Below are 24831 nucleotides of genomic sequence, written 5' to 3'. Positions count from 1 at the left end.
AATAGATATGTTTAAAAAAGAATGTCCCTTTTTGGCATTCTTTTTTACGTTATTTGAATATTTAGTCATTTTGGCTATTTATTGGGAGAATAAAAATGAATGAAAAAACACGGAAAAATATATCTGCTGCAGGCTTACTGATTGCCATCGGTATTGTCTACGGCGATATCGGAACTAGTCCGTTATACGTTATGAAGTCAATCGTTGCTGGAAACGGCGGTATTGCTCACGTAAATCGCGATTTTATTGTCGGTTCTATTTCTTTAGTACTATGGACAGTTACATTACTTACAACTCTGCAAACTGTTTTTATTGCGCTAAAAGCAACTAACCACGGTGAAGGTGGAATTTTTGCTCTCTACACATTAGTGCGTAAACGAGCAAAATGGTTAGTGTTACCGGCCTTAATCGGAGGAGCCGCCATCTTAGCTGATGGTACTTTAACTCCGGCTGTTACGGTTACAACAGCCATTGAAGGATTAAAGGGAATTGAATTTGGTCACGGCAATGTTCCAGTTTCTACGCAAGGAACCGTTATTGCAATTACCGTAGTAATTCTGCTGATTCTTTTTTCAATCCAGCGAATGGGAACAAGTATTATTGGTAAGGCCTTTGGTCCGATCATGTTTATCTGGTTTACCTTCTTAGGTGTGGTCGGATTAATGAACATGGTGGGCGACCTTTCCATCTTACAGGCTCTTAACCCATACTACGCAATCAAGCTCTTATTCAGCCCATATAATAAGGCAGGAATTTTTATTTTAGGATCAATCTTCCTTGCCACGACTGGTGCTGAAGCTTTGTATTCTGATGTAGGACACGTTGGTAAAGGTAATATTATTGGATCTTGGCCATATGTTTTTGTTTGTTTATCACTTAACTACTTTGGTCAAGGTGTGTGGATTTTAAATAATCCTAACTACAATGCTGGAAATGGTGATTTCAATCCATTCTTTGAAATCATCCCACAAAACATTCGTTTAGCTGCTATTGTCCTAGCAACTATCGCTGCTGTTATTGCTTCACAGGCTTTAATTACTGGTTCATTTACTCTAGTAGCTGAAGCAAGTGGATTAAAATTCTTACCAAGAATGAATATTATGTATCCTTCAACCAAGAAGGGACAAATTTATATTCCTTCTGTTAACAAGATGATCTGTGCCGCAACAATTGCAATTGTTTTGCTCTTCCAAACTTCCGCTCATATGGAAGCAGCTTATGGCTTGTCAATTACTATTTCAATGTTAATGACCACAATCTTGCTCTATGAATGGCTAGCAATGAAAGGAATTCACATAATTTGGAACTGGATTTTCTTAATTTTCTTCGGTTTCTTAGACATCATGTTCATGTTGGCTAGCTTAAGTAAATTCATGCATGGTGGTTATGTTTCATTAGTTATTGCTGGTTTCATCGGAATCATTATGTACGTTTGGTTCTATGGTAATAAGATCAGAGATAAGCGTGAATCACGTAATGCTTATGTAAGACTTGATGAATATGTCGATATGTTGACAAACCTAAGCCACGACGAAGATTATCCTACTTTTGCTACTAACTTAGTTTATATGGCTAAAGTTAAATACAATAAGTTTATTAAGCGTGAAATTCTTTATTCTATCTTGGATAAGCGTCCTAAACGTGCAAGGGCATACTGGTTTGTAACAGTTAATGTTACTAACGAACCATATACTGCTGAATATGCAGTTAATACCTATGGTACAAAGAACGTAATTAATGTTCAGCTCTTCCTAGGTTTCAAACAGCAAACTAGTGTAAACGTGTACTTGCGACAAATTGTTCATGATTTAATTGCAGATGGAACAATTGAATCTCAACCACAAGAATACACCACTACACCCGGTAGAGATGTTGGTGACTTCTCATTTGTTATCGTTAACGATGTAATTAGTCCTCAGACTCAATTACGTAGCTATGAAAAATTCTTAGTTGAGGCACGTGTATGGTTGCAAAACCTTTCATCCAACCCAGCTTCCTGGTTTGGCTTAGATTATGCGGATACCGTCATCGAACGTGTTCCCTTAATTCTAGGAAATCAAAGAAGACAACACATTACTCGAATCGCTCCAAAAAAATTTGAAGTTATAAAAAAGAAACTTCAAGCTGAAGGTGAACTTAAAGAGTAATAAATAACAGATACAAAAAGCATCCCGATTGGGATGCTTTTTGTGTTCAAATATAAAAACTTATAGAGGATTTTTTATCAACTAATTTAATTCTTTAATGATACCTTCCAAGGTCTTCTTAGCTTCTTCTTGAATTGGTTGAGTAGGATGTTCTTCATCATACTTGTTCAACCAATCTAAACGGTCTTGCATTCTCTTAGCTAAGGTCTTTTGGTATTCTGGATCATCTAAGTGAACTTCATAGCCTTCGATTGGTAAGTATGATACACCTTTGAAGTTACCAAATGGTTTCCAGTCACTGTCCTTAATGCTGCCATTAGCAAGATCTTCTACTAACTTCTTAGTTACTTCCTTTGGAATATCTTTACCCATAAAGGCATCAGTATTCAAGATGTAACAAGAAGCTCCACGCTTAGTGAACAATTCCTTGAAGTCTGAGTAGTCACCAGATACTGGGTAAGCACGGAATGGGTCTGCAAATGGTTCAATTACCAAGGTATTCATGTCAAAGCCTTTAGGTAAATTTTCAGCACTGGTTCTCTTAGTTGCTAAAGTAAGACCCATTGTTGTTGCTAAAACTGGATCATCAACCTTCAAAATTGGTGGTAGTGACCCATCTTTCATAATCCAGAACAAGGCAGTAATTGGTGCATCTTCGTAATCAACTCTATGTGGTGAAGTATAACGACTCTTAATTACACGACCATTGTTATTACGTAAGTCTTCAGTTACAATAACCTTCTTACCGTCTTCAGCTTGAGTAACTGCACAGTTCATAATAGTAGTGTAGTACTTAGTTTCGTGGTGACCTGCTGGATAGTCATGAGTCTTATCAAAGTATGAAGGCTCTAAGGCTACTGAAGAACCATCTTCACGAGAAATAATAAATGCATCATCGTGTAAAACAGTGATATCATATTTACCATCATACATTTCGTGAGTTAAAGTTGATTTTCCTGAACCAGATAAGCCGTAGAAGGCAAATACCTTATCATCCTTATCTTTGAAGTGGAATGACTTTTCACCGCCATGACAAGCAGTATAACCATTTCTGTGAGCCATAGCCCAAGCAAGAGTTAAAGTACCCTTCTTCAATTCACCGAAGTAGCGTAAGCCAAAGACAGCAGCACAGTTATGCGGTGCATCAAAGACACCAAAGCCCTTAGGATAATCATCATCTTGCGTATTTGGATCGAAGTAGAAGTAAATATCTCCTTCGTCATATAACTTAGAATTCTTATAAATCTTTTCTGCTTCTTCATCAAAGAAGTGGAAGTTCAAAATATATGAAAGTAAGTTAAAGGCTTGATCTTCCGGCATCATAATATGTGCCTTAACAGTGAAACTTGGATCTAATCCAACTAAAACTGTAGCCTTTAGGAACTTTTGATCGTGGCCCTTATAGATATCTTCACGTAAATTGCCTGCCAGTGCTTCTGGATCTTCTTTTGGATCGTCAACAAAGTGACGTGCACTTGCTGTTCTACCCAAAATTTTACCGTGGTTATAAACTAATTGCTTTGCACCTTGTGGCAAACCTAATTCCTTAGTATGTAAAATTGGTAGGTCAGTTTCGATAACACCAGATTGTTTTTTAGCTAAATTATAAGCTTCAGCAACGCTAGTTACTTCGTGTACATTGTTGCCATAAAAGGCAGATTCAATAGTAGAACGAACCCGACTAAATTTTTTGTTAGCTTTTCTTAACTCATCATGAGAATAACGTTCTTGTGTACTCAACTTATTTTTCCTCCTCTGAAACCATAGGAAAGCGGTTTCACTAATTACATTTAAATCATAACATAACAAACCAGCTATAGCCATGTAATAATCTAAAAATAAATTGATATTAATAGTAAGTAAAACCATACAAAGAAAAAGCAGTCTCCTGATCAAACCACCTGATCAGAAGACTGCTTTTGTATATGATTAAACAGCTTTTATTTAATTGTTTTTACTGTTGATGAATTTTTTCCATAAGTAAAATACAACCACACTAAGCCATGCCATCAATGAAATTGCGCTGACTACATAGAACCCAACCGGAACAATAAAGCGTAAGACGGCATGATTTAAGCCACGCTTTTGCTTAATAATCGGATTTCCAATTACATTTTTTGCACCAGTAAATTTTTTATGGTTCACGATTAATTCACTTTGCTTGTACAAAACAACAGGTAAGACAATATCTTTATTTTGGTTTCCTTTCCAAGAAAGGATAAGATCACCGTTTTTAGCAACTCTATGATTGAACTTTTGATATTGGTCAACCACATTTATCTTATAAAGATAAGCCGCATTTTGGTCAATCGACTTGTCTTTAGTTGGTAAATAATCAGGCAAATAATGCCATTTCAGCATCTTAAGCATCTGATCACTGTTTGCGGCTTTTGCTACTGTTTGAACTTGTGCATCTTTTCCGCAAGCAACCGTAAAGATGTGGTTAGTAATGATATTTGGCACAGCAGCTTCTAAAAGGAGAATTACTAGTAAGCTAATTCCAACTGTCCTTGGCTTAACTCCTTGCTTTAGTAAATGGTTAATAGTTAATGCCATCCCTAGCAAAATTAATGGATAAGCAATAACAGTTAATCTAAACGGAAACTGGAAATATGACTTTAGACTCGGAAAAATTCTTTGAACTAATCCCCAAGGAAAAACAAATGAAGAAAGTCCTAGTAAGACGGTGCCCCAAATAGTTACAAAGGTATTTAATTTGTCTTTTTTGTGGTGCATTACTACGTAGACGAACTGCGCAATAATTAGTAAAACAAAAATCGGCAAAATATAGGCAAATGCTGTTCCATACTCGTTATGCCAAAGCATATGTGGACGCAGACCTCCGCGCGAGAGATCAAACTCAGTATTTGCAGCTAAATGATTATTAGGCATTAAAACTAAAAAAGCTCCAATAACATTGGCGGACAATACTATTGTTCCAATAACTGCCTTAATAAAAGGTAGCCATACCTTTTTAGAATTATGGTTAATAATCAAGGAATAGATAAAGAAAGGAATTAATAAAAGAGCTGCCATTAAGGTACTTAAAACATGAACTTGCACTAGCAAACTCATTACTAACATTAACTGAATCCAGTTAATTGGCTGCTTTTTATCCTGAATCATGCGTACGCCGCACAAAACAACTAAAGGCATTAATGCCTGGCCCCAGCCATTAAAAGAACTGCGGTTAATAAAGGCCGGAATCATCCCGATATTAATGTAAATGATTCCCATTACTGTGGCTAATAACCTATTAATACCAACCTGCTTTAGGAGGTAATACATACTACCAGCGCCTAATAGCGAAATAACATAAGCTAAAATGACTTGGTAGTTAAACCAATTACCAGCAATGAGAACTAAAATCCCGTTAAAGTAGGCGAAAAGTGGCCCATAAATGGCATTAATAATTCTACCGCTCTGCTGAAAAGTAAAATTAGTTTGGAAAATACTAAAAATTCCAGTTTTTAGCTGCATTCCTGCATCATAAAAACGACTATAGTGAAATAAAGTGTCTGCTGTATCGTCACTAGCTAAGATAGTGTGCGTGATCAATTGGGGTGAGATAACAATTGTTGTGGCCAAAATAATTAATAAATATGGCCAGATAAATTGGCAAAACTTATTAGTTTTTATTTTTTCTAACATTTTTAACCTTTTCTAATTAAGAATATTGTCTTAGGTAATAAGAATACCAATTCATAATATTATTAACGAATTTTTTTTGCAAACCATGAAAAAAGAATCAAATAGCTTCGTGCCATTTGATTCTTAATAATCCTTATTTAATTCCTACCAAATTACAACACGTTTTTCTGGATCAAGCCACATGCCGTCTTCTGGTTTCACATCAAATGCCTTGTAAAATTCTTCTTGGCATTGTGATTGAACATTTGCTCTTTCCGGACCAGGAGCGTGAACGTCAACTGAAACTTGCGTCTTAATAGATTCTGGAAGTTGCTTGTTTGCCCAAACTCGAGCGAAGTTTTCAAAAACTTCCTTCATGTTACCATTTTCGCCTTTATTTGCTTCAACAGCTGCAGTTAAACCACCTTGGTCTGCAATATTTTCTGAAACAATTTGCTTACCATTCAAAGTAACTGGACCATATTCAATGCCATTAAACAAGTCAATTTCAGCTTGCGTACGCTTCTTGAATTCAGCAAAGTCTTCGTCAGTCCACCAGTTCTTCAAGTTACCAAATTCATCGAACTTAGCACCGTTGTTATCAAAGGCGTGAGAAATTTCGTGGGCAATAACTACACCAATACCACCGTAGTTTAAGCTACGTGATTGCTTTAAGTCGTAGAATGGCTTTTGCAAAATTGCAGCTGGGAAAGTAATATCATTTCTTTGTGGATCGTAACATGCATTTACCAAGTTACCTGGCATTAACCAAACAGTTCTGTCGACTGGTTCAGTCAATTTTTCAAGGTTATACTTAACTGATTCAACAGCAGCAGCACTTTCGTTTGAGTAAAGACTGCCGCCTTCTGATTCAGGAGTAACTTGAAGACGATCATAAATTTTTTCAATTTTTTCAGGATAACCAATCTTTAAAATTAAAGCACGTAACTTAACGATTGCTTTCTTCTTAGTGTCTTCAGATAGCCAATCATTTTCAGAGATACGCTTTTCATAAACATCGATCATCTTATGAATCATGTCTTCAACATCAGCCTTAGCTTCTGCACCAAAGTAAGTTTGACCGTAGTAGACACCAACTACTTCGCTAAACATACCATTAGCTAAACGGTAAGCTTGCTTAGTTCCAGAAGATAATTCGGGTTGACCTGATAAAGCTTGGCTAAATGGAAAAGCAGCTTCACGGAAATCTTGAGAAAGATATGCAGCTACGCCGTTAATGAACTTAACAACCATCCATCCCTTAATTTCGTCGAAATTATCTTCATTGATTAATTCTTCAACATGATCTAAGAATCTTGGTTCAGTTACGATAATTTTTTCAGGCTTTTGAGCAAATAAGTTACCTAAGAAATTATCAATCTTAAAGCTATCAAACTTAGCTTCAAATTCATCTATAGACACAGGGTTATACATTGCTGGATAATCTGCCCATTCTTCAGATGACTTAAGAACTTTAGAAAGCTTTTTATCAAACTTCAAAGCATCTTCTACATACTTCTTAGCTTCTGCTTCACTCACACCAGCCATCTTCAATAAGTTTTCAGATTGGTCTTGTAATACCTTCAATAAGTCTGCTGCTGCAGGGTTATCGTAAGTAGTTGTGTCGGGCAAGAATAAACCTGGTCCGCCAAAGTAAACAACATGAACTTTAGTATCCTTCATATCTGCGTCAACAGATACACTGATTGGCAAGTCAAAAGCATTCTTATAAAAATCTGCTGCTCTTAAATTTAAGTCTGCTAAGTTGCGTAAACTAGTAATTTCTTCAAGATCAGCCTTAATTGGCTTGGCTCCATCTTCATTTCTCTTGTCGAAGTTGTTAGCAATCTTATAAAGTTCAACTGCTTTGTTAAAATTAGGAACTTCTGGCAATTTCTTTTTACCAGCTGCAAAATCAGCAAAATCTTGCATTAAACTTTTTTCAATATTTAGATCAATGCCATCAAATGAGCTAATTCTCGAACGATCTGAGGGAATCTTTGCTTTTTCAATCCATTCAGAGTTCACTGCTAAGTAAAGATTATCTTGTGGTTTTGCGTTAAGATCTGGCTTAGTGATATCACCAGCACCGCCACGTACATTGAATAATGCCATTAATTAATTCCTCCTTGTAATTCATAAGTGGTTACATAAATGATATCATTATTAAAATTTTTAGTCTATTATTAAAAATTAGCTTTTACTTATTCTTCACTGGTCTTTTTATCCATGTTCCTAGATAATAGAGATAAGTATTAAATAACGGAGAAAATTATTATGAAAAGAATAAGTTTATTACTTCAAATATATGGCAAAAAAATATTTCAAGTAACCTTCATAATAGCTTCAACTACAGCCATCTTATACACTTCTTCCGATAATATCGTCTATGCTGAAGATGTAAATACTCATCCTGAAACTCAATCTTCCTCCACTCATGAACGTAGTGTACAAAAACTATATGCAAAAGTTTATGATCAAGATACTAATAAATATCTCGGAAGATTTTTATTAGCTACTCAAGTCGGATATACAGACAGTCCTCATCGTATGTTCGATGCCGATGGTATTACCCCTATTCATATTGATGGTTATGCATTTGTAGGTAATCCTTCAGCTATGATCCCAGTAAATTGGAACAATAAAAGTGGAGTAACAGAGATTAGATGGACGATGGTTAAAACTAATTCTGAAACCTATAAAAAATCTCAAGAGGCTATGGATAATATAAAAAATAATAAAGATAGCAATGAAACAGCTAATCCTAAACTTAATGAAGATGGCTTACAAGTAGACGATGAGGGGAACGTAAATCTTCATGATCTTTATCATGCTTATATGTCTTTTCTAGGACATCCCCTTCCTTCTGATAGAGCTGGGTATCATCCTAGTTCGCATGCTCTTTATTTATTTCAAAAATATCTAGGTTATGATCCTAATAAAACTAAAGAAGAAAACTATAAAAACTCAACTAACGCTACTTCATCTTCTAATATAGACATGCCTTCCAAATCTACGTCATCGGCTAAAAACTCAATTAATAACTCATCTTCTAAAAAGGCAACACACAGCAACACACAACATAAAAAACTCGACAAAAAAGATAAGAAAAAACCTAAACTCAATTCAAATTTAAAGTCAACTTTAATAGGAATGAGTTTAGGTTTAACAGGCTTACTAACTTTTTTAGTAATTAAACGTCTAAAACTTAAATAATTTTACTTATTCTTCATCAAACAACTTCTCAATCTCTTCTGGAGTCTTAGCTTGCTTCAATTTTTTAATAAAATCTTGATGGGTAAGCAGCTTAGCCGTATTAGATAAGTACTGCAAGTGAGTCTTACTGTCTTTGGCTGGAATTAAGAAAGAAATTACCGTATCAATCTTCTGCCCGTCCAAAGAATTCCATTCAATCGGATTCTTCAACTTCAAAACTAGCATCGCAGATTGGTTGATAGTATCAGACTGTGCATGTGGAATTGCAAAGCCATCAGTCATTCCGGTAGAATTTTCCTTTTCTCTAACTAAATACTTATCATAAACAGCTTGGCTACTAGTAGCTAGATCATTCTTTACTGCTAGATTAGCTAAATACTTCAAAGCAGCATCCTTATTTGGTACATCAACATTAATTTTAATATTTTGAGTATTCAAGATCTCTTTAGGTTTATAGGCAGTAGTTTCTTCTTCAACTACTGGCTTTTTAATATTCTCTTCTTCACCGAAGACATCAATATCTGGGCCATCTTCAAATTGTGGTTCTTTTTTAGTAAATCTGCCAGCGATCAAAGCAAGCAAAATTCCTGAAACAAGGGCACCAACTACAATCCACAATACCCACAAAAATGGCTTATTAACCAAAGGCAAAATAATAAAACCACCATGCGGTGCTGGAACTTGAATTCTAGAAACATAGGTTAAGGCTGCCGCAATTGCTGAACCAATCATAAATGCTGGAATATTCCATAATGGGTGCTTGGCCGCAAATGGAATAGCTCCTTCAGTAATATGAGTTGATCCTAATAAAAAGTTGACATAACCAGCAGTTCGCTCATTCTTAGAATATGCCTTTTTGTTTAATAATACTGCAAAACCAGTAGCTAGAGGTGGGGCAATACATGCAGCAGATACACCAGCCATGAAGTAATAGTTTCCTTGAGCAAGCAAGGCAGTACCAGTTACATAAGCAGCCTTATTAATTGGGCCACCAAAGTCGGAAGCACACATTACACCAATGATAATTCCTAACAGAATTGGACTTGAATTCTCAAATCCTTTTAGCCAAGACATCATTCCGGTATTAATAGCCTTAATTGGTCCGTTCAACCAGAACATAATTGCACCAGTAATGAAGACACCTAAAACTGGCAATAAGAAAATAGACTTCAAGCCTCTAAATTCCTTATCTGGCAACGGCTTCATTAATTTTTGAAGTAAAAGTACTACAATAGCAGCTAAATAACCACCAATGATCGCACCCAAGAATCCACCACCACCAACGCTAGTTATCATTCCAGCCGCAAAACCTACTACTAGGCCTGACCTCTTAGCCAATGCTTCGGCAATAAATGCACCTAAAACTGGAACCATCAATCCCATTGTTGTACTACCAATTGTGTTTAACATATAGGCAAATTGGTTATATTGACTACTCTTTGGATCTGCTGAATAAATTCCCCAGAAGAAAGAAATAGCAATCAATACCCCACCAGCCACAACAAATGGCAACATATGAGAAACACCATTCATTAATGAAGTGTAAATTTTGGTACCTAACTTTTCTGTACCAGCGCTACTTGCTTCTCTAGCGCTCTCAACTTTTTGCCCCGGCTTATAAATCGGTGTTTCTGAATTTAGAGATTCTCTAATCAAAGTTTCTGGTTCTTTAATTCCTTTTGCAACTGGAACAATTATTACTCTTTTTCCGGCAAATCTATCTGGATCAACATCAACGTCAGAAGCAATAACTACTCCCTTAGCATTTCTTATTTCTTCTGGTGTAAGTTCATGTTCAACACCGGTTTGACCATGAGTTTCAATCTTAATAGTATAGCCTAGCTTTTCCGCAGCTTTTTCTAAGGCTTCTTCAGCCATAAAAGTGTGTGCAACGCCTGTAGCACATCCGGTTGCTCCAACTAAATCATATTGAGTCATCTTTTTTCATCCCTTCTACTTAACCTCACTTACTTGAATTTCTTGTAAATACTTTTCTATTTCAAAATCTGTTAATCCAGACCGACTAGCCGTATCACTTCCAGCAGCTATTGCTAGTTTCAAAGCTTCTACATCACTTTTACCTTTTTCCTTTTCTCCAATAAAAGAGCCTAGCATTGTGTCACCCGCACCTGCTGTATTTAGTGCTTGTATTTTAGGTGCATTGCCAAAATAAGCATGATCTTTATTAATTAAAGCTGCACCTGCTTGACCTAGAGATACAAGAACGTTTTGACATCCACTAGCGATTAACTTGCGAGCCAATTCAATAATCTTTTTCTGATCTAATTTTTCATCTAAATCAAAAAAACTAGCTAACTCTTGGTCATTTGGTTTTAATAAATACGGATGATATTGAAGTGTATCAAGAACAACTTTAGAGCTTGAATCAATTACTAATTTCACTCGCTTATCCGCTGTAATCTTAGCGATTTCAACTAAGTAATCTGGTCGAATTCCTCTTGAAAAGCTGCCCGAAATAATCAAAGTATCGTCTGCTTTTAATGTACTTTTTAAATATTCCAGAAACTCTTTTTGAACTTCTTCACTAACCTCTGGTCCAGGATTTACCTCTTTATATTCCGCATTTTGATCTAAAACACGTGTGAACACATTAACTCTAGTAGGTTCTTTGACCTTAAGAAATTCAGTTTTAATACCTTTTTCTTCTAAACCAGAAGTAATATAATCGAGCGTAAATCCGCCACCAATTCCGGTCGCCATGTTTTTTATACCCATTTTTTTCAAAATAAATGATACATTTACACCTTTACCATTAGGTTGAAGCTCAAAGTTCTCAGTTCGATTTACAGTGTTTGGCTCTAATTTTTTAGTGATAATTACTAAATCAATTGCTGGATTGAGTGTTATTGTATAAATCATGAGCTTTTCTCCTTTTCTTACCGCTTACATTATTAGTATACTTAGATAAGACAGTAAGGTTTTTCTGAAGTGAAAGCGTTTTATTAAATAAGTGGTAAAATTTTACAGAAAGGCGCTCATATGCGAAATAATGATCTTAGTAATGCTGAACTACATTTATGGGAAATAGTTCAAAATAACCCACAAAAAATTGCAAAAATGTCGATAGTGAAATTAAGTCAGTTTGCTCATGTTTCTACAGCTACCATTGTAAGAACTATGCAGAAGATGGGCTATAGTGGTTACACTTCTTATCGTGAATCTTTAAAATTAAAAGATAGATCTAATAGTAACTTTGACGTTTTAAATGATGCCGATGACAAGATTAAAAGTGTGATTACTAAAAACGAAATTGAAATGAATAATACACTCCATAATCTTAGTTATAGCAATATTGAAGATAGTATTTCGATGACTAAGCAAGCAAAAGTAGTTTATATTTTTGCTCGCGGTTTATCTGAATCAATTGGTCAAGAAATTATGGTCAAACTTCAATTAACAGGTAAATATGTCGAATTTCATGCTGATCCTAATATAATCAAGACTGCCTCAAAAAGAATTAAGCAAGACGCTCTGGTTATTTTTATTAGCCTAAACGGTAATACACCCGAACTAGTTGATGCAGCAAGAAGCTTATCTCACCACGACGTTCCTACTATTACCTTTACTACTAATCCTAATGGTCAACTTGCTTCACTATCCACATTAACCTTCATGGGATATATGTCTAAGACAAACTATTTCCCTGATTATGAGGTACGATCTAGACTGCCATTACAGATCATGACCCGAATATTTTCAGATGCTTATTCAGTTAGAACAGGATTTGCTAGACAATAAAAAAGAGTTGATAATCTTCGTCTTAAAAACGTCGATTTATCAACTCTTTTTGTATAGCTATTTAGATTTTATAAACTAGTTATTCTTTTTCTTACGACTAATGCCCATTGCACTTGCAATGCCAACTGAAGCAATTGTTAAACCAGAAACAGCTGCAATTACTTCATTCTTAGCACCAGTTTGTGGCAATTGTTTAGTAGTGGATACATGACCATTCACAGCAACAACATGAGCTTTTTCAGCCTTAACCCAACGATTTGCGCCAACTTTGTAGTAAGTTGTGCCATTTACAGTCTTTTCATCCCAAACTTTAACTGCGGTATCAGAACCAGTTAAAACAACAGATGCAGCTACATTATCGTTATTATCAACAATTTTTACAGTAGATGATTTTGCTTCTGCCTTAGTCTTGTTGGACTTAGGTTCGTTCTTCATCTCTAGCTTTTCAGTCTCAGTGTCTTCTTCCTTCTTTGATCCAGATTCGTTAGAATTTGGAGTATTAGGCTCAGGTTTAACAGCTGGTTCATCAGTAACTTGAGTATTGTTTTCAGGTTTACTTGCTGGCTTTTCAGTATTTGTAGTTTCTGAACCTGGCTTAGTTGCTGGTTTAGCAGGTTTTTGATTATTATTTTCATGCTTAGAATCTGACTTACCAGCATTAGTGTTAGTCTTCTTGTTCAACTTATCTAACTTAGCCTTAGCGTCCGCTAATTTACTTTGTTCAGTAGCTAAAGCTAATTCTGCCTTCTTCAATTCCTTTTCTGCACTTGCAACTTGAGCATCTGACTTACCTTTCGCTTCTTCTAAAGAAGTTAAGATTAGTTGTTGTGCTTTTACATCTTTATCTGCTGTTAATACATCGTCATTTGCAGCAGTTAAAGCTGATTGTGCAGCTGCTAGGTTAGCTTTAGCATTTTCTAAATTAGATAAAGCTTGATCCAATGATTCTAGACTAGCTTGGGCAGCCTTAAGATCCTTGTTCTTAGCATCAACATTATTCTTTGCACTATCAATAGTTGATTGAGCTGACTTAACAGCAACAGTAGCGCCAGTTAAGACATTTTGTGCTTGCGTTAAAGCATCGGAAGCCTTGGCTTGAGCGACTTTTGCATCATCTAATGCTTTTGCCTTTATACCAACTTTAGCTTGGACATCTGCTAAATTCTTGTTTGCTTGATCTAGTTGCTTTTGTTCAAATTCAAGGTTTTCTTGCCCCTTTGCAAGAGCAGCTCGAGTATCAGCAATTGCATTGTTAATCTTAGTAGAACCATTATTTAATTCAGCTAAGTTAGCTTGCAAGCTCTTAACGTTGTTTTGTGCTGTTTGAACTGCATTTTGTGCAGCAATTAAGTTTTGATTTGCAGTTTCAACTTTTGATTTGAGATTGTTGATTTGGTCTTCTTGCTTAACATTTTGCAAGTATGAGTGAACTAAGTTTTTGTAACTACTGAAGTCCATACCGTTAATTGGGTCAAATTCAATTTCATCCATGCTATCGGCATTATCCATGAATGGTTCAATCTCATATTCATTTCCAGCTAGTCCAACATAATTGGCATCTGGCTTAATCATAGAAGTATAGTGCCCAATAGATACTGGTTTATTATTCCAAAAATCAACATTTTTTAACCATTCATCTTCCGTTAAGGGATGAGTACTCTCAAAGCTATATGGAGCTGCATCTGGATGGGTCTTAATATAGTTATCAATATCTTCTTTTTCATCCATCCAATTATCGATTGGATTGATGTCGCCAGCTGATATATCTTCTTCGTCTTCATAAAATGGGCCATATTTTTCTGTTAACAGAATGGGATGATTAAATTCATCAGAGTAATGTTGAAAATCAGAACTAAGCATGGCAATCGCAACAGCTGTCAAAGAAATTGACGGATGACTCAAACCATACTTATCACGGTATGTCATCCAATGCTCATAATACCCAAGAGCCTTTTCTATATTACTCAATGATGTAGAATCTTTTTCTTGACCTAACTTAACTGCCTTATTAACCCACTCTACAGTAATACCTTGGTAAGCATTTGGTTTACCAGTAACAATATCATATGCCGTTTGAGCATCTTCTCTTAAACTTTCAGAATTATCTTTATTATCTGCAATTGACTTAAAGAAACCAGCTGCACCACTTGCTTGATCTTTAGCAACTTGAGCCTGTAAATCCTTTAATTTCTTTTTTGCATCATCTAATGCTTGTTGCTTAGCAGTAACATTATTTTGTGCATCTGACACAGCCTTGTTTGCCTTTGCAATATTATTATTAACAGTTGCAATATTTTGATTATTTTGAGCTAAAGCAGCTTGATTTTTAGTTAAAACAGATTCATTGTTAGCATTTGTCTTCTTGATATCGTTTAATGCTTTTTGTACTTTTTCAACATTTTGCTTTGCTTCATCTAAACCGCTGTTCTTAACGTCAGCTTCAGCCTTAGCGACATTATTATCAGCAGTTTGTTTAGCAGACTTTTTATCATTAACTAAGTTTTGAGCATCAACTTGTTTTTGCCTAGCAGTTGCTAATTGAGCTTGTGCCTTACTTAAATCTGCATTTGCATCACTAACATTTTGTTTAGCAGTCTTTATTGCATCTTGTTGCGCAGCAATATTCTGCTGTACTTTTTGAATATTTTCTGGAGTTGCTTGCTTTGAAACTTCAGTTGCACTATTCAATTTTTCTTGTGCTTGTTTTGCAAGAGCTTGCTTGTCAGCAAGATTCTTCTGACTTTCATTTACTTTTGCTTCTTGAGCAGAATAAGCATTATCTGGTGCTTGTGCCTTTGCTTGTGCGTCATTCAACGCATTCTTCTTACTATCAACATTGGCTTGAGCAGTATTAACCGCATTTTGTGCTTGGCTAACAGCAGCTTGTGCCTTGTCCCTATCTGATTTTGCAACAGTAACAGTATCATTTTCGTTAGTTGTAGCAGCTTGAACTTTACCATTATTAGTGCTTGCCAAAATAGTAGCTGTTAATGCTGCAACAGCTAAACTTGTGTATTTTAATCCTTTCATTTTTTCTCCTCCAATTAACATTACTTCTTTATTCTAATGAGTTATGAATGGCTTTTCAAGTTTATAATTACAGCATTTCGTTATACAAAACCTGAATTATTTTTTCCTACAGAAAAAGCAAGGTTCAATTATAAACCTTGCTTTTTAAAGTTATTAAATTGAAATTAATCTTCAACTTCTAGCTTATCTTTCCATGATTTAGCACCCTTAAGTGCATCGTTCAAGTTCTCAATATTTTTCTTACCTTCAGTTGATAACCATTCTCTACCTTGCTTTTCACCTTCAGCAGCAAATGGCTCAATTGCTGGTTTCCAAGTTGCACGCCCGCAAAGAACACCGTTGAATGCAGCATCAGCATCTTCAGCCATCTTGATTTCAGCAATGAATTCTTCACTAGTTACACCAGCTGATAAGAAGATATATGGCAAATCAGTTATCTCGGATTGCTTCTTCAATAACTTCTTTGCTTCTTCTTGAGTGTAAACCACGTTGTTGTCGCCATTATAGCCTTCAACATATTTAACATTAAATGGAATCTCTACCTTAAGAACAGTTACATCATATTGAGGCTTAGAAAATTCTTGCATAGTCTTGAAAACTTTTTCAGGCTTTATCTTTGCATATTCCTCGCCTTTAGCATCATCGATGTTTCCATCATAAGTTAATAATTCAAGGAAAAATGGTAAACCGTTTGCTTTAGTTTCAGCTCCTACTCTTTCAACGAAAGCTTTCTTCTTGTCATTAATTTCATCGCTTTCGTCTGGATCGTAGTAAAGTAAGAATTTTACTGCGTCTGCACCATCTTTTTTAATTCTTAAAGCTGATTGATCAGCAATTAAATCACACATTCTACCTGGTTCAGTAGTATCATACCCCGTCTTTTCATAAGATAATAATAAACCACAGTTCTTATCTCTAACCTTAGTTGCAGGAAGACCATATTCCGGATCTGTCAAAATTGCAGAAGCGCATGGTGTTAATTCACTTGAAACAGCTTCTTTAAAATCTACAATTGTTGTTTCATCAGCAGACTTATTTGCTGCCTCAGCTAACATTCGTTTTAATGAACCTCTTTGATCAATAGCTAATGCACTAATTACTCCAGCTTCATTAGATAAATTATCCATATGTCTTGCAACTTCAGGTGAAATCTTTCTCATTGTGTATCTCCTTTTAATTAACCGCACATTTATATTATAAGATGGCGCTTTCATAAAAAGAAGATATCGCTTTCATTCTGTAAAGCTTTTCACTTTATAAGAAAAATCATGTAAAAGTTTACCTAAATATTTTCAACTTTCCTCTTAATCTCGTATGAAGGGGAACAATAATTGCTAGCATCATAAAAATCCCAACTGCAGCAACAATAAAGAAATTGATATAGCCAAACTTATCAATAACTAATCCCCCAAACAAAGGACCAAAGGCCCTTCCAACAGCTGACGTTGAAATTGTTAAGCCTTGATATTTACCTTTACTATCGACAGGCGACAAGTCATTTACATATGCAGGCATAGCCGGCATAGCAGTTGATTCACCAAGAGTTAAAGTAACCATTGAAAATACAAAGTGAGCATAGTCTTTTGCAAAAATTAAAGTTACAAAAGAAATAGCAAACATTGTGACTCCGAATACTACTTGGTGAAACAAATTCTTAAAAGTATTGGGAAAACGACTCAAAAATGCTTGGACGATCACAATAATGCTGGCATTAATCGTCCAAAGCAAACTATATAAATGAAAAGGAATACCTAAAGACACCATATAAACTGACAAGTTTGATTCCCAATTCATGTACATCAACCAAATTACGGCTAAAGTAGTAAAAAAGCCAATCGTTAACTTCAAATTAGCCCTAGGCATTGGGGTAGATTTATTCTTACTACCCTTATTTTGTTGAGCTTTTCGTTCCAAATGGAACTTAATAATTGGACGGTAGTTAATGATTGCATTAATACAGACGATCACAAAAAGACTAGCCGCAATTACAAATAAAACCGTCACTGAATAATCATAGATATAACCTACAATTAATGTTCCTAATACCACTCCGAGATTCTGTGCAAAATAAATTGTATTAAAGACATATCTACCCGGCTTTGACTTGATACTAGTTGCAATTGAATTAATTAAGGCACCATTCCAGCCACCTAGTAAACCAGTCAAAGTCATCCAAATCCAATAAATTGGCCAAGTATGATTAGCAGCCATGCCAAATAGCACTAAGGCATCTAAACCGGCACCAGCAATAATTAGATAGTATGGATTGAAATGATCATATGCCCAGCCAGCAATAAACGAGCCTAGCATATTTGCCAAACAATTAAATAAAAGTACTATTCCAATCATGGCCAAAGAAACATGAAGCCTTTTATTCAAATAAACCGAAGTTAATGGCCAAATAAAACTAGCCCCAATCCAGGTAAACAGCTCCCCTAAAAGCAGCCAATGTAACTTTATTTCATCATCCGGTTGAATATTTTCTTTACTATGCAACTTCCTCACCCTTTTCTTTTTCATTCTTACATCCAGTCTAGCAATTAATAAATTTTTTTGCACGAGAGTAAAAATACTCTGCCAAAAGGCCGAGTATTTTAATTATCTTTTTTCATTTTTCCAGCTTTTAATATCAGTAACATCCTGCGCAACCTCTAAACATCCCAAATATTTATTATTTTTTCTTACAGCAAAATACTGTAAATATAAGTAACGTCCCATGTGCCTTGGCCGAAACCAAAATTCATATTTATCTTTCTTACCCTGATGAAAATCATCAAAAATTTTCTTAACGCGAGGAACACTTTCAGGAAGATGGCAAGAATATACACTATTTCCAATTGCATTTTTAGAATGCGGAAAAATACTTGCTCCGCCACCAAAATACGCAACCTTATCATTTTCATCGACAAAAGTTATCGCAAATGGCAATAAGTCTAAAATTGCTGACAACTGTTCTAAATTTAAACTTCCTTCAGAAAAATTTAATACTAGATTACTTAGCTTATCTAAAGAAATTGGACCAGCAGCTTTTGCTTTTAACTTAGGTTTCCAGTTCATTGGTTTTTGAATTAAGGTATAGCCAATCTGTCCTTCTTCATCCTTGACATTGCCCCAATCTTCTTCGCTAGCTACTTCATCAATCATCGGAAGCATAATTTTTTCTTCTTTAAAAATCATTTCAAGAACTTCATTAGCCGCTTTTTTTATTACATTAGCTACTGTAGTCTGATTCACATCTTTTTGATTAACAAGCACATTAGCTTGACCAATTAATTTTCTTATTTTGTCATCAACGCCCCACATCACTTTAGGCGGTGCAGTAATGCCATACTTAGTCATAAGTGGAAACATAGAAGTTTCTTTACGAGCATAGTGATAATGAATTTTAGCAAGATCTTTTAGTTCCTGCTTTAACTTTGGTAAAACATCTGCGGCTCCATTTTCCCACTTAGCTAAATCAGGAAGCAAGGCATCATTAATTAATGACTTAATAACAATATTTTCTAATTTAAAAGTATGAACAGGATGACCTGGAGTTTCGAACTCTGGACTTTCTTTATTTTCTTTAATATTACCCTTAAAAACATCCGCATGAACATTACACAAGTACTGAATTTTTCTTGGATCAAGACCTTGCGCAATTAATTCTCTTTCAGCTGCCGTAATCTCAGCAACATCGACTTGATCAAAGGCAGCTTGAAACATCTTCTTAGCTTCTTCTAACTCTCCACCATTCTGAATAAAATTCAAAATCTTTAAAATTGCTTCTTGGCGTTTTTTATCTAAATTTTTCATTTATCAATCACCTTGTAGCCCTTATCCTCAAAAGCCTGCTTTATCTTCTTTAAATCAATCTTCATTGCTTGCGCTCCAAGAGGAATCGTCATCACACGCCCAACAGTTGATAACAACCCTGGAATTTTAATTCTAGTAAAACCACAATCATACATAATTTGGATAAAATCAGGATATTCTTCGGCTAATTTTTTAATTGGCACTGAGAAGTCAATAATCTTTTGCTTTTCTTCTGTATCTTCAATCTCTTTTTCTTGATCTAACGCCTGTTCATTATCAAGCATCCCTAATTGCTGTTTAGCTGCTGTCGTCATTCTTTCTGGACTCCAAACTGGATACCAAACTAGTTTCACATCACAAGTCTTAATTTCGGAAACCGACAAAACTGCTCTTTCAATTGCATTTTGCAAATATGTGGACAAGGGGCAGCCAACAATTGTCAAAGTCATCTTAACTGTGGCATGATCTCCCTCAATATCAAGCCCATAAATCAAGCCTAAATTAACTACATCAACTAATAATTCTGGGTCTTTTACACCCTGTAAGGCCGTCATAATTTTATCGACTAATTTTAAATTCTTTTCTTGCATCTTTTTCACCTAAAAAAATAAGAGAAACATTATCGTTTCCCTTATTCTATCAAACTTATCTAACCAGCTTATCCCAAATAACAACCTTATTAGCTTTCAGCGATTTCTGAACATCAATAATTCTCTGGTTGCTTGAACCACGGAACTGTAGGGTAAGGTCCTTTAAGTCATCCATAAATCGACCATCAACTAAAATATCAATTTTAGAAAGCATTTCTTTTTTATCGGGCGTTTCCTTTTGGAGCTCATCCCAAGTATAGCCTGACCAAGACCAGATATCTTTAGTATGACCAAACTCTTCGCGGACGCGATTGATTAGCTTTAAGCATACCCAAGTATTTAAAAATGGTTCTCCGCCTAATAAAGTTAAGCCTTGAACATAAGATTGTGACATATCTTCAATAATCTTATCTTCTAGTTCTTGCGTATAAGGACGGCCATAATTAAAATTCTGTGCTGCTAAATTGTAACAACCGGGGCAATCAAATAAGCATCCACTCACATATAAACTGCATCTAACTCCCTCGCCATCAACAAAATTAAATGGCTTATAATCAGCTATTTTATGTTTAGAATATTCTTCAGATTTCCATTCCTGTGGTTTTGGATTTTTTGGAAGACGGTGTTTTCTTTTCAATTCCTTTGCATGTTCAACTTGAGGTTTATATTGATTAGAATCAACAAAAATTGTGTCTCCTCCAACATTAACCTTAATCAAGTTACCTCGAACATCTGGACCTTCTTGATTATTTTTGTCTTTTTCTGGCATTAGTATTCGTCATTCTTTCTAACTTCATCCTTTGCCATCTTTTCTTCCATTCCTAAGTTCAAGTGCTTTACACGGTGAACAATTTCTTCGTGACGGCCGTGAACCATTGGACGCTTCAAAGGATTACCAAGATAACCACAAGTACGTTTTACACAATCACAAGTTTCTGGATCATGATTGCCACATTGTGGACATTCAAAACCTTTTGCAGTTGCTTTGAATTCACCTTTAAAACCACACTTGTAACATTGATCAATTGGAGTATTTGTTCCTAAATATCCTACCTTATCATAAGCCCAATCCCATACCGCTTCTAGTGCCTTAGGATTTTGCTTAAGGTTTGGATATTCACAATAATGAATAAATCCCCCAGCTGCATAAAATGGATACGGTGCTTCAAAAGCCAATTTCTCAAAAGGAGTTGGGTGCTTTCTAACATCATAGTGAAAAGAATTAGTGTAGTATTCCTTATCAGTAATATCTTTAACCTTACCAAACTTCTTAGTATCTAAACGACAAAATCTATCAGTTAAACTTTCACTTGGAGTTGAATAAACACTGTAGTGATAATGATTTGGATCTTCCTTTTCCCACTTAGCACAGTAGTCGTGAAGTTCTTTAACAATATTAATTGTAAATTGATGGGCTTCTTCGTTGTGTTCCCAATTTGGTCCATAAAACACAGTACCAACTTCATACAAGCCGATGTAGCCTAAAGATACCGTACAGCGCCCATTTTTGAATAAGTCATTTACACTGTCGCTAGCTTCAAGACGTTTACCAAAAGCACCATATTCATAAAGGATTGGAGCATTATCAGGAACTGCGTCAGTACAACGCTTAGCCTTAATTTGTAAAGCTTCATGAGCAGTTTGAACTTTTTCTCTAAAGATTTGCCAGAATAAATCTTTATCACCCTTTGATTCCATTGCAATTCTAGGCAAGTTTAAGGTAACAACACCTAAGTTCATTCGACCAGAATTTACCTCTTCACCAGTTTTTGGATCTTTCCAGCCTTGTAAGAATGAGCGACACCCCATTGGAGCCTTAAATGAACCAGTAATTTTCTTAATCATATCGTAGCTAACGATATCAGGATACATACGCTTAGTTGAACATTCTAAGGCTAATTCCTTAATATCGTAGTTTGGATCACCAGGATGTAAGTTAAGACCTTTCTTAAGAGTGAAAACCAATTTAGGGAAGATAGCTGTTCTTTTATCCTTTCCTAAACCTTCAATTCTAATCTTTAAAATAGCCTTTTGAATTTCACGTTCAATCCACGAAGTTCCTAAGCCAAAGCCCAAAGTGGTAAAGGGAGTTTGTCCTTGACTTGAAAAAAGAGTATTAATTTCATACTCAAGTGCCTGCATTGCATCGTAAATATCTTTCTTAGTTCTCTTGATGGCAAAAGCCTTGATCTTTTCTTCATCATCAAAGAATTCACTAGCTTCTTTAATATTCTTGTGGTAATTTTTTTCAGCATAAGGGGCTAAAACTTCATCAACTCTATCAGCTGAACAGCCACCGTATTGGCTAGAAGCTACATTAGCAATAATTTGCGACATTTGCGCAGTAGCAGTCTCAATTGAATGAGGTGATTCAATATTCGCATTTCCAATCGTAAAGCCATGACTTAGCATTTCTTTAAAGTCAATTAAGCAACAGTTGGTTAATGGACTAAGTGGAGTGTAATCTAAGTCATGCCAGTGAATATCGCCACGTAAGTGGGCCTTAGCAATATGTTCAGGCATCATTGTCAAGCCAATTGTCTTTCCAACAACACCTGCTGTTAAATCACGCTGAGTTGAGAAAACACGTGAATCTTTGTTAGCATTTTCGTTAACAATCGTTGGATCATGATGAACCAAACGATCTAGACGATTAGTAGTTTCGGTTTGCTTTTTAAAATTAGCCTCATCTTCTCTACGATAGTCAATATACGCATTAGCTTCATTATCAAATCCACGTTCTGTTAATGTTTGAACAAATGCATCTGCAATCTCACAAGTAGAAGTTTGTTTTTTACCGTTTAATTTTTTCAAAATAGCAGGTAAAATATCTGCTTCATGTTCCATAAGATGCAAGCTGTTTAAGACCATTTCAATTTTATAAAGGGCAAAAGGATAGATGCTACCGTCTCTTTTAACGGCTGTTTCTGGAAGGGGCATTTGATTAATTGATTTAATTTGAGCATCTTGTTGTAACATGGTCATTCTCTTCTTTCACTATATCTATGGTTATATTCTACCAAAATCTACAGGATATTGTAGGTATTGACATTTTTAATCATATATATTGTATTCAGCAAAATTCACGCCAGACACGAAAAAAAGGGATTTTGAACTTTTTCTATAATTAGTAAAGTAGCTAAGTATTAGTAAAACTAAAGCAAAAGTAATTAAGCAATTAAAAAGAACTGAATTTTCAGATTAAATAGCAGCAATCATTAAAATCACATAAACGACTTTTTAAACTTTTTGAGCACAAAAAAACACCTAAGTAGAATTTTTCTACTCAGGAGCTTTTCCTAATTAGATTTCATTTTCATGGTTTTCTTGTTGACCATCACGAAGAGCTTGTTTTTCTAACTTTTTAGCTTCTTCTTCAAAATATTGTCCCTTATTTACTTGATAGTACTTCTTGTATCTAGCATAGTAGTTGTGGAACATATAACGCATTAATAGCCAACGCTTCAAACTACGATCCTTATTGTAAAATACTGTAGTGCCGTAATGACCTTCATCAATCAACTTTTCAGCTAAACGCTTTGAACCATTATCATAAGCATATTCTTTAAAGATTTTCTTAGGAACACCAAGCCAAAGCATATAGTCAGCACCATCTTTATTGCCGTACACAGTTGACTTATCTTTCAAATTATCTTCTACATAATCATCTACATACCACTTAGCTAAATTATAGCCATTTAAAGTTACATAGAAGCTTGAACGGCCTTGGCGTAAGTTAATTTCAAAGAACTTATATTCCCCATCTCTTGGATCATACTTAATGTCAAAGTTAGCCATACCAGTATAGTTCAATTTTTCAAGAAATGATTGAACTGTATCATAGAGCTTTTGACTAAATGCTGGCAAAATTGCCATGTAGTTACCAATAGATTGTGGAGTAGGGTCTTCAAGAAGCGGATGACCTAAACACATCATCTTAACCTTGTGGTTTTTGTCAACATATGCATTAAGCACACGCATATTAGAGTCATCACCTGGGATAAAGTCTTGTAAGATTAAGTCTTCAGTATATCCATGAGTGTAGATTTTACCTACAATATCAACTAATTCAGCCTCATCGTGAATAGTAAATGCCTTTTTACGCCCCTCAAATTGGCAATTTAACCAAGAAACTGGATCTTCTGGCTTCAATTCCACTGGATAATCAAATGGTAAATTCAAGTAATTATCAGCCTTATAATCATCCATTGTCACAATTTTAGTATGTGGGTATGGAAGACCATACTTTTCAGCGATTTCGTAGAAACCTTCCTTAGAAATTAATTTCTCCAGCAAATCATAATCAATATAAGGAACTACGAAAGTATCCTTTAGTTCATCTTTATGCTTAGCAAGTAATTCCGCATATCCATCCCCACAAGCGATCAAAATAACTGGTTCTGGATGATTCTTATATTCTTCAATCTTTTGCTTCATCACGTTCATAAAGCCTGGATCTTCTTCGAAGCCTTCATGAACTTCTACGTCAACAATTTTAGAGTAACGCGTTGCCGCTAACTGACTGGCAGCCCAAGCTTGAACTTTAATTCCATAAGCTTCATTAAATGAACGTGCCATTCCGTAAACATTGATATCGCTACCTAGTAAAATAGGAGTAAATTTTGCTTGTACCATTTTGTAATCCGTACTTCTCTCTAACTTTA

Annotated in this window: 16 protein-coding genes; 3 read left to right on the top strand and 13 right to left on the bottom strand. The window is 35.3% G+C overall.

Annotation, left to right across the window (positions count from 1 at the left end):
- The first annotated feature begins 95 nt into the window (after nucleotides 1-95).
- Nucleotides 96-2147 (top strand): KUP/HAK/KT family potassium transporter, encoded by a 2052-nt coding sequence (locus QM512_RS09240; protein WP_282805391.1) that lies wholly within the window; start codon nucleotides 96-98, stop codon nucleotides 2145-2147.
- 81 nt (nucleotides 2148-2228) lie between these two features.
- Here QM512_RS09240 and QM512_RS09235 read toward each other — a convergent pair whose 3' ends face one another.
- The 3 genes from QM512_RS09235 to QM512_RS09225 form a co-directional block, all read right to left on the bottom strand.
- Nucleotides 2229-3887, bottom strand: a complete 1659-nt coding sequence (locus tag QM512_RS09235) for a phosphoenolpyruvate carboxykinase (ATP) (RefSeq protein WP_282805390.1) — start codon at nucleotides 3885-3887, stop codon at nucleotides 2229-2231.
- Nucleotides 3888-4091: 204 nt separating this feature from the next.
- On the bottom strand, nucleotides 4092-5798 hold the full coding sequence (locus QM512_RS09230; protein ID WP_282805389.1) for a cell division protein: 1707 nt from the start codon (nucleotides 5796-5798) through the stop codon (nucleotides 4092-4094).
- Nucleotides 5799-5942: 144 nt separating this feature from the next.
- Entirely contained in the window at nucleotides 5943-7892 is a 1950-nt protein-coding gene (locus tag QM512_RS09225; RefSeq protein ID WP_282805388.1) for a M13 family metallopeptidase, read from the bottom strand.
- 162 nt (nucleotides 7893-8054) lie between these two features.
- On the opposite strand from QM512_RS09225, the gene QM512_RS09220 reads away from it, so the two are divergent.
- Nucleotides 8055-8993, top strand: coding sequence for a hypothetical protein (locus tag QM512_RS09220; RefSeq protein WP_282805387.1), 939 nt, complete (start codon nucleotides 8055-8057; stop codon nucleotides 8991-8993).
- A 6-nt stretch (nucleotides 8994-8999) separates the two neighbouring features.
- On the opposite strand, the gene QM512_RS09215 is transcribed toward QM512_RS09220, so the two are convergent.
- Entirely contained in the window at nucleotides 9000-10931 is a 1932-nt protein-coding gene (locus QM512_RS09215; RefSeq protein WP_282805386.1) for a fructose-specific PTS transporter subunit EIIC, read from the bottom strand.
- A 15-nt stretch (nucleotides 10932-10946) separates the two neighbouring features.
- Complete coding sequence (gene pfkB, locus QM512_RS09210; RefSeq protein WP_282805385.1) at nucleotides 10947-11873, bottom strand: 1-phosphofructokinase; 927 nt, start codon at nucleotides 11871-11873, stop codon at nucleotides 10947-10949.
- Nucleotides 11874-11993: 120 nt separating this feature from the next.
- Between pfkB and QM512_RS09205 the strand changes: the two genes are divergently transcribed.
- Nucleotides 11994-12752: a MurR/RpiR family transcriptional regulator gene (locus QM512_RS09205; RefSeq protein WP_282805384.1), complete on the top strand. Its 759-nt coding sequence runs from the start codon at nucleotides 11994-11996 to the stop codon at nucleotides 12750-12752.
- A gap of 75 nt (nucleotides 12753-12827) precedes the next feature.
- Here the strand turns inward: QM512_RS09205 and QM512_RS09200 are convergent, their stop codons facing one another.
- The 8 genes from QM512_RS09200 to QM512_RS09165 all read right to left on the bottom strand — a co-directional run bounded on the left by QM512_RS09200 (nucleotide 12828) and on the right by QM512_RS09165 (nucleotide 24802).
- Nucleotides 12828-15782, bottom strand: coding sequence for an LPXTG cell wall anchor domain-containing protein (locus QM512_RS09200; RefSeq protein WP_282805383.1), 2955 nt, complete (start codon nucleotides 15780-15782; stop codon nucleotides 12828-12830).
- A gap of 164 nt (nucleotides 15783-15946) precedes the next feature.
- Nucleotides 15947-16942: a tagatose 1,6-diphosphate aldolase gene (locus QM512_RS09195; RefSeq protein WP_282805382.1), complete on the bottom strand. Its 996-nt coding sequence runs from the start codon at nucleotides 16940-16942 to the stop codon at nucleotides 15947-15949.
- Between the two features lie 118 nt (nucleotides 16943-17060).
- Nucleotides 17061-18302: an MDR family MFS transporter gene (locus QM512_RS09190; protein ID WP_282805381.1), complete on the bottom strand. Its 1242-nt coding sequence runs from the start codon at nucleotides 18300-18302 to the stop codon at nucleotides 17061-17063.
- 78 nt (nucleotides 18303-18380) lie between these two features.
- Nucleotides 18381-19577, bottom strand: coding sequence for a DUF438 domain-containing protein (locus QM512_RS09185; protein WP_282805380.1), 1197 nt, complete (start codon nucleotides 19575-19577; stop codon nucleotides 18381-18383).
- Entirely contained in the window at nucleotides 19574-20167 is a 594-nt protein-coding gene (locus tag QM512_RS09180) for an iron-sulfur cluster assembly protein (protein ID WP_282805379.1), read from the bottom strand. The genes QM512_RS09185 and QM512_RS09180 overlap by 4 nt, the downstream gene beginning before the upstream one ends.
- Nucleotides 20168-20222: 55 nt before the next feature.
- The gene (gene nrdG, locus QM512_RS09175) at nucleotides 20223-20936 is read right to left on the bottom strand and encodes an anaerobic ribonucleoside-triphosphate reductase activating protein (RefSeq protein WP_282805378.1); all 714 of its coding nucleotides are present in this window, start codon (nucleotides 20934-20936) and stop codon (nucleotides 20223-20225) included.
- A complete protein-coding gene (gene nrdD, locus QM512_RS09170) occupies nucleotides 20936-23146 on the bottom strand; it encodes an anaerobic ribonucleoside-triphosphate reductase (protein ID WP_282805377.1) in 2211 nt (736 codons plus the stop codon). The genes nrdG and nrdD overlap by 1 nt, the downstream gene beginning before the upstream one ends.
- Nucleotides 23147-23470: 324 nt before the next feature.
- Nucleotides 23471-24802 (bottom strand): carboxylate--amine ligase, encoded by a 1332-nt coding sequence (locus QM512_RS09165; RefSeq protein WP_282805376.1) that lies wholly within the window; start codon nucleotides 24800-24802, stop codon nucleotides 23471-23473.
- Between the last annotated feature and the right edge of the window lie 29 nt (nucleotides 24803-24831).

This window comes from Lactobacillus isalae (genome assembly GCF_947539375.1).
Classification (GTDB): Bacteria; Bacillota; Bacilli; order Lactobacillales; family Lactobacillaceae; genus Lactobacillus; species Lactobacillus isalae.
Note: the sequence above shows the minus strand (reverse complement) of the source record. Positions and strands in the feature narration are given on the sequence as shown.